General features: G+C 33.9%; 1 pseudogene. It reads right to left on the bottom strand.

Annotated features, from left to right (window positions below):
• Positions 1-330 (bottom strand): annotated as a pseudogene (locus tag RCF13_RS20195) (hypothetical protein); the annotation flags it as partial.

Here is a 330-nt window from a genome sequence, read left to right as displayed (position 1 = left end):
TAATAATCTTGCCAAATAATGAAGGGCTGCATTTACATCACTACCTCTGACACTTTTTTGAAAGCTGGATAGTAAATTATAAAAAATATCCCCTTTTTTATCATGAGAGAACCCTTTATTTTGGATACATTGTTTCACGGTATCTTCTGTCACAATAATTTTGTTATTTTCACCTTTTTCAGAACCGAATGCAATATCTTCTAATAAGTTGAGTGCAGAACGCGCATCCCCTGTTGTTTGAGCAATTAATGTTAATAGCTCATCGGATATAGTAATATTCATTTTCCCTAAACCGTTTCCTTGATCCTCTAACGCCCTTCTTAACAGTTT

Source organism: Stenotrophomonas maltophilia group sp. RNC7 (assembly GCF_030910085.1).
Lineage (GTDB): Bacteria > Pseudomonadota > Gammaproteobacteria > Xanthomonadales > Xanthomonadaceae > Stenotrophomonas > Stenotrophomonas sepilia.
Note: the sequence above shows the minus strand (reverse complement) of the source record. Positions and strands in the feature narration are given on the sequence as shown.